This is a genomic window from Priestia sp. P5_B4, from assembly GCF_056400385.1.
In genome coordinates this window covers 1-6,298 of sequence record NZ_JBFULJ010000172.1, presented here as the reverse complement: position 1 = coordinate 6,298, position 6,298 = coordinate 1, and the positions used below count along the sequence as shown (strand labels likewise).

At 38.4% G+C, this 6,298-nt stretch carries 7 protein-coding genes; 1 reads left to right on the top strand and 6 read right to left on the bottom strand.

The annotated features are described in order from the left end of the window. Positions 1-128: 128 nt before the first annotated feature. Both AC1DRF_RS14220 and sppA read right to left on the bottom strand, forming a co-directional pair. On the bottom strand, positions 129-632 hold the full coding sequence (locus AC1DRF_RS14220) for an RDD family protein (RefSeq protein ID WP_097824677.1): 504 nt from the start codon (positions 630-632) through the stop codon (positions 129-131). Positions 633-642: 10 nt separating this feature from the next. Then, positions 643-1,653 (bottom strand): signal peptide peptidase SppA, encoded by a 1,011-nt coding sequence (gene sppA / locus AC1DRF_RS14215; RefSeq protein WP_043975976.1) that lies wholly within the window; start codon positions 1,651-1,653, stop codon positions 643-645. Positions 1,654-1,802: 149 nt separating this feature from the next. On the opposite strand from sppA, the gene AC1DRF_RS14210 reads away from it, so the two are divergent. Continuing rightward, positions 1,803-2,603, top strand: a complete 801-nt coding sequence (locus tag AC1DRF_RS14210; RefSeq protein ID WP_477740976.1) for an NAD kinase — start codon at positions 1,803-1,805, stop codon at positions 2,601-2,603. 22 nt (positions 2,604-2,625) lie between these two features. Here AC1DRF_RS14210 and AC1DRF_RS14205 read toward each other — a convergent pair whose 3' ends face one another. The 4 genes from AC1DRF_RS14205 to AC1DRF_RS14190 form a co-directional block, all read right to left on the bottom strand. Further along, complete coding sequence (locus tag AC1DRF_RS14205) at positions 2,626-4,218, bottom strand: amidohydrolase (RefSeq protein ID WP_477740975.1); 1,593 nt, start codon at positions 4,216-4,218, stop codon at positions 2,626-2,628. Positions 4,219-4,341: 123 nt separating this feature from the next. Beyond that, on the bottom strand, positions 4,342-4,530 hold the full coding sequence (locus tag AC1DRF_RS14200) for an alpha/beta-type small acid-soluble spore protein (RefSeq protein WP_013059477.1): 189 nt from the start codon (positions 4,528-4,530) through the stop codon (positions 4,342-4,344). 88 nt (positions 4,531-4,618) lie between these two features. Further along, the gene (gene thiI, locus AC1DRF_RS14195) at positions 4,619-5,830 is read right to left on the bottom strand and encodes a tRNA uracil 4-sulfurtransferase ThiI (protein ID WP_477740974.1); all 1,212 of its coding nucleotides are present in this window, start codon (positions 5,828-5,830) and stop codon (positions 4,619-4,621) included. Between the two features lie 6 nt (positions 5,831-5,836). Continuing rightward, positions 5,837-6,298 (bottom strand): aminotransferase class V-fold PLP-dependent enzyme (locus AC1DRF_RS14190; RefSeq protein WP_477740973.1); only part of this gene is annotated, 462 nt, incomplete at its 5' end.

Genomic DNA, 6,298 nt, shown 5'->3' with positions numbered 1-6,298 from the left:
GCTAGAAGAATCTAAACAAATGAAACCTGCGTTTACCATAACAAAAAAAACGAACCACTAATCAAAAGTCTTGATCAGTGGTTCGTTTTTTACTTCGTCTAAAATCCTTTTATTCCAGCCCGTTTTTATTATCTGCTGATTGTACCTTCGTGTATGACGGTTGTATCTGCGTAGTAATCGTGTGCTCCTTGCTTCTTAGGTAAAAACGCAACTAATAAATAGCCTAGTAAAAAAACCGTTTTAGAAATATAGCGTCCAACTCCTTCACGAAACAGCACAACAGGCCAAGTTAACGTGGAGTCTTTCAGCGATACTACTTTAAGCCCAAACACCATTTTTCCAAGCGTTTGTCCAAAATACTTGGTCATTAAAACAAAATAACCATAGAAGATAATAACCGTTACAATCGTATAAGGAGAAAAAAATCCATCTTCTCGAGAAATACCTGCTAAATGGAAAATGGGCTTGATCAGCAGAGAGTTCAAGCTAGCTACCACAGCTAGATCTAAAAGATATGCCCAAAAGCGCATCCAAAAGCCTGCATAATGGAATTCACTACCTATTGGCGTACTTACCGCTGGCTCATGTTTTATATTGTCGTTTGATTCGGTTGAATGAGACTGATTTTCCATGTTCCCACCTCTATTCTGCATATAAATACATCAGACGCGGAGAGCTTGGCTGCGCAAATGTTTTTAACATTGCAGTGACTTGTTCATCTCCACCTATTACTTTTTGCATGCTCATTGAAAGCCAAGAAGGCAGTCCGAATCCTTGATCGTATTGAATTACTTGTGCCCCTTTTAACTTATAATCTTTTTCCATTCCTGTTACCGCATCTTCAAAATAGCCTAGTTGATCGACCAGCTTCAGCTCTTTAGCCTGACGTCCATCGTACACTCGTCCATCTGCGATAGAACGCACTTTTTCTTTAGACAAGTGACGTCCCTCAGAGATAACATTGACGAAACCATCGTACGAGTTGTCTACAAGTGTTTGCATAATTTCTTTTTCTTCTCCGGTCATTTCTCTTGTTGGAGACATAATATCTTTATGAGCCCCGCTTTTAATCACGACAGATTCTACTCCTAGTCTATCAGCCAGCTTGCCGTAGTTAACGCTTTGCATAATTACACCTAGTGAACCTGTTAAAGTGTCCGGGATTGCATAGATTTTGTTAGCCGCTGTTGAAATGTAATAGCCTCCTGAAGCAGCCATTGATCCCATTGAAATATACACTGGCTTTTTCGTTTCTTTCTTCAGCTCTTCAATTTTTTTATGTATTTCAGCACTTTCAACGACGCCGCCGCCCGGTGAATTCACCTTAATAATGACTCCTTTAACTGCCTTATCATTTTTTGCAGCCTCTAGCTGCTTTAAAAATGCTTGGTGGTTATAACCATTTTGGGACATAAGCGGAGAGGAACCGCTTCCTGTATCTTGAATCGTTCCATTGACCTCTAGCACTGCAATTTTCTTAGCTGCATTCCCTTTTTCGATAACTGTTTCTGATAGTTCACTGTCGTCTCCTCCAAATATGCCTGCCAGACCGTCATCTTTTTCTTCTTTGACTGAAAAACCAATATTAACAATCGCAGAAAAAATGAATAAGCAGGCTGCAATTAAAAGAGCAATCCACCTTTTTTTGTTCATGAAAATCCTCCTTTTTAGGTGTCAGAATTAAAAGATTATTCTTTTAATTCTTAAAGCAATAATGCTATAATTATTGTAACAAACTTTTTTTAAAAAGTTTACTTTATCGCTAATATTTTACATATCAGACAAACAAGGGGGAACTATCTATGCCAAATCGTCGCAACGTTTATTTCTTTCATCCAAAAAACCTGGAAACAAAGGCGCTTGTAAGTCCACTTATTGAACTTGCAAAACAATATGACTTTCAAGTAGTAGATCATTTCGACAGCGCTAACATCATTGTAAGTATTGGCGGTGACGGAGCTTTCTTACAGGCTGTCCGTCAATCTGGCTTTCGAGATGACTGCTTATATGCTGGTGTCACAACTTCAGATCAACTAAGCTTTTACTGCGATTTTCATATCGATGAAACGGATAAAATGATTGAAGCTATTACGACAGAAAATATAGAAGTACGTCGATTTCCCGTTTTACAAACTCAAATTGATCAAGGAACTTCTTTTTATTGCTTAAATGAATGTTCGATTCGATCAGGTGTTATAAAAACACTCAGTCTAGATGTTTTTATTAATGAAAATCACTTTGAAACATTCCGTGGGGATGGGATGATTATTTCAACACCAACAGGCAGTACGGCTTATAATAAATCGGTAAGTGGAGCCGTAGTTGATCCGTTAATTCCTTGTATGCAAGTCAGCGAATTGGCATCGCTAAATAATAATAACTATCGTACATTAGGATCTTCATTCATCCTAAGCGCTGAGCATACGCTCACTTTAAAACTATCCAATGACAACAACCACAGTCCAATTATTGGAATAGATAACGAAGCATTAAATGCACGCCAAGTTGATCAAGTTCAAATTCGTTTAAGCGACCGTCAAATTAAAACGGTTAAACTGAAAGATAACTCTTTCTGGCAACGAGTTAAGCGTACATTTCTATAATAAAAAGCGCCCTTGGGCGCTTTTATTTTTGATATACAATTTCTCCATTAATAGCAGTCATCTGCACCTGTACCCCTGGAATATCATCTGCAGGTATCTCAAACAGATCTCTTTCTAATACGGTAAAATCAGCTACATAGTCCTTTTGAATATATCCTTTTTTGTCCTCTTGATGAATGGCCTGCGCACTTCCTAAAGTAAACAGCTGAACAGCTTCAAATACTGTAAGTCGCTCAGACGGTATGTAAATGACCGAGCTATTTGGAGAAGTTTTTCTAGAAACTGCTGCATGAATTGTTAACATGGGATTGATAGGTTCAATAGGCGCATCCGATCCGCCTGCACACATAACGCCCTCGTCCAATAACGTTTTCCACGCATAGCAATAATCCAAATGCTCTTCTCCAATTTTTTCAATGACCCATGGAAAATCACTGGCTAAAAACCGAGGCTGGATATCCAATACAACCGGGAGCTTTTTTACACGCTCAACTAAATCTTTTCGTAGAATTTGCGCATGAATAATACGATCTCTTTGCCCTGTTTGAGGAGGATATTGTTCGATGCTTTCTACTACATATTGAAACGCTAAATCACCAATCGCATGAATTGCAACCGTCATGCCCAATTCTCTTGCTTTTCTCACTAGCTGTTTTAATTCATCGAGTGATTGAATAGCTACACCTCTTGTAGATGGGTCGCTTTTGTATGGAAAGCTTAAAAGAGCAGATTGACTGCCGAGAGAACCATCAGCAAAAATCTTCATTGGCCCTATTTCAATAAAAGCGGATGTGTCTTTCTTTTCTTCAACGTATGTATACATATCATCTACAGCTTCATGATGAACAAGTAAATGAGCACGAAACAGCTGCTTTTCTTTATGAATAACGTCTTGAAATGCTTGATATGTACGCAAAAAGCCTCCATAATAATTTAAATCTTCCGTATGTCCACCCGTCAATCCGTGCTGAATACAATCTTTAATAGCTACTGAAAGAGCTTGTCGAATATATGCTTCCGATACTTGAGGAATATGAGCCGTTACTAATTCTTGCGCTTGATCAGCCAAAAAACCGGTAGGATTTCCCGCTTCATCCCTCTGGATAATACCTCCCTCCGGGTCACATGTTTCAGCTGTAATCCCGGCTATTTTAAGAGCAGTCCCGTTTACTACTAATCCGTGACGACAGACTCGCTTCAACATAATAGGATGTTCTGTTGAAAGTTGATCAAGATCTTGATACTGAATCAAAGAGGAATCTTCCCACTGATTTTCATCCCAACCTTCTCCAATTACCCATTCTCCTTTTGGTGTACTCTCTACTTTTTGCCGAACGCGCATCAGCACGTCTTCCCTAGAAGTAGCTTGAGACAAATCAAGCCTAATGAGCTTTTCACCATGACCAATTAAGTGAAGATGGCTATCTACAAAGCCCGGATACATTGAATATCCTTTGAGGTGTACTTCTTTGTCAATCTCAGCACCCCATTTGATTCTTAGATTTTCTTCTGTGCCTATATCTTCAATAAATCCTTTTTCAACATATACGCTTTCTACATGCTCATCTTCTTTTAGCATCGTATATATTTTGCCTCCGTAAAATAAAGTCCCCATCGCCAACATCTCCTTTACTTTATAAAGCTTGATCTTGTCTCTATTATACGTGACAAAACAAACAAGACAAAAGAGTGAGGTTTCCCCCACTCTTTTTAGCCATCATTATTTAGTTAATATGACTTATTTACCACCAAGTTGTTGCTCAGCCATTTGAACTAAGCGTTTAGTGATTTCTCCACCAACAGATCCGTTAGCGCGAGCTGTTGCTTCTGGTCCAAGATTTACACCGAATTCAGAAGCGATTTCGTATTTCATTTGGTCGATAGCAGCTGCTGAACCAGGAGCTACTAATTTGTTTGTGTTTGCCATGTGTTTTCACCTCCTTGTTGAATATAGATTGTGTCAAAACACATGGCATCATACATTATTTTTTTGGTAATTTTATGAAATTTAACTTTTAAAACAAATCTTCTACGCTGTCTGCGGTATTTGTAGCCGAAGAAGCTGTCATCTCAAGCGTTTCTACATTATTTACCGCTTCTTGAATTAATGTTTCAAAATCATAAAATTGTTCGTATCGATTTATTTTTTCACGCTTTGGCTTCGTTTTTGGTGAGCTTGGGGTAAAAATTGTACAGCAGTCTTCATACGGTCGATTCGAAATTTCATGTGTATCAATTTTGCGGGCAATTTCAACAATCTCCGTTTTATCCATTGTTACAAGCGGACGCAAAATTGGCGTATTAGTCACTTCATTAATCGCATACATGCTCTCAACCGTTTGACTAGCTACCTGCCCTAAGCTGTCGCCAGTTACGATAGCTAACGATTCATTTTTTTCACGAATAAGGTCCGTAATTCGAAGCATCATACGACGTGTAGAGGTCATGGTATAATTCTCTGGAATTTGCTTTTGAATCGCTTGCTGTACAGCTGTAAACGGTACAATATGCAGCTTTACTTTTTCGTGATAAGCCGTTAGTTTTTGCGTTAAATCGATGACTTTTTGCTTAGAACGTTCACTTGTAAAAGGCGGACTGTAAAAATGAACCGCTTCTATTTCTAAACCGCGCTTCATGGCTAAGTATCCTGCAACCGGGCTGTCGATTCCTCCAGAAAGCATCAGCATCGCTTTTCCACTCGTACCAACTGGAAGACCTCCTGCTCCGCGATAATCAAAACATGTAATATACGTTGCTTCACTTCTCACTTCTACTCGTACATTTACGCTTGGTTCTTTTACGTTTACCTTTAGATGCTCTGTATTTCGTAGAATATGACTTCCTACTTCATAATTTAATTCGTTTGTATCAAGAGGAAATTGTTTATACGCTCTTCGAGTAGATACTTTGAATGTTTTTCCTTCTACATCAAATTCTTTCATTGCTTCTAACGCTGCTTCTTGAATCGCTTCAAGCTCATTTTCAACTTTTAATGCTAAACTAAAGCTTTGAATACCAAAGATTTGCTGAAGACGTTCGATGATAAGCTCGTGATTTTCACCGTTTAAGTGAATATACATGCGGTCTCTTGTGTATTTTACGTGAATATTTCGGAATGCACTAAGAGCCGTTACAATATTTTTTCTTAGCTGGGCAACAAATTTTTTTCTATTTTGTCCTTTGGTTGAGATTTCTCCGTACCGAATTAAAATATGGTTATATATCATAATCATTTACCTCATTACTTTCTTTAGATCTTCAATTACTGTGAAAATAGCATTTACAATAGGCGTTACTTCATTATAATCATTTAAGCCTGACAAGCTTAATCGAATGGACTGATCGGCTTCTTCGTAATTTTTACCGATAGCTAAAAGCGTTTTGCTTGGCTTTTTTCGCTTTGATGAGCAAGCAGATGTAGTGGATACAAACACTCCTTTTTCTTCAAGAGCGTGAACAAAAACCTCACCTTTAATACCTTGTGCTGTAAAATTTATAATATGGGGTGCCGAATGCTCATTCGGCGTATTAATCGTGATTCTTTCGTGAGCAGAAAGGTTGTCCATCAGTTCTGCTTTTATTTTCCGCATTTTTTGCTGATTTTGAGCAGCATGTTCAAGTGTTAAACGAAGTGCTTTAGCAAATGCTACGATTCCCGGCACATTTTCCGTGCCTGATCGATGCTGCATTTCCTG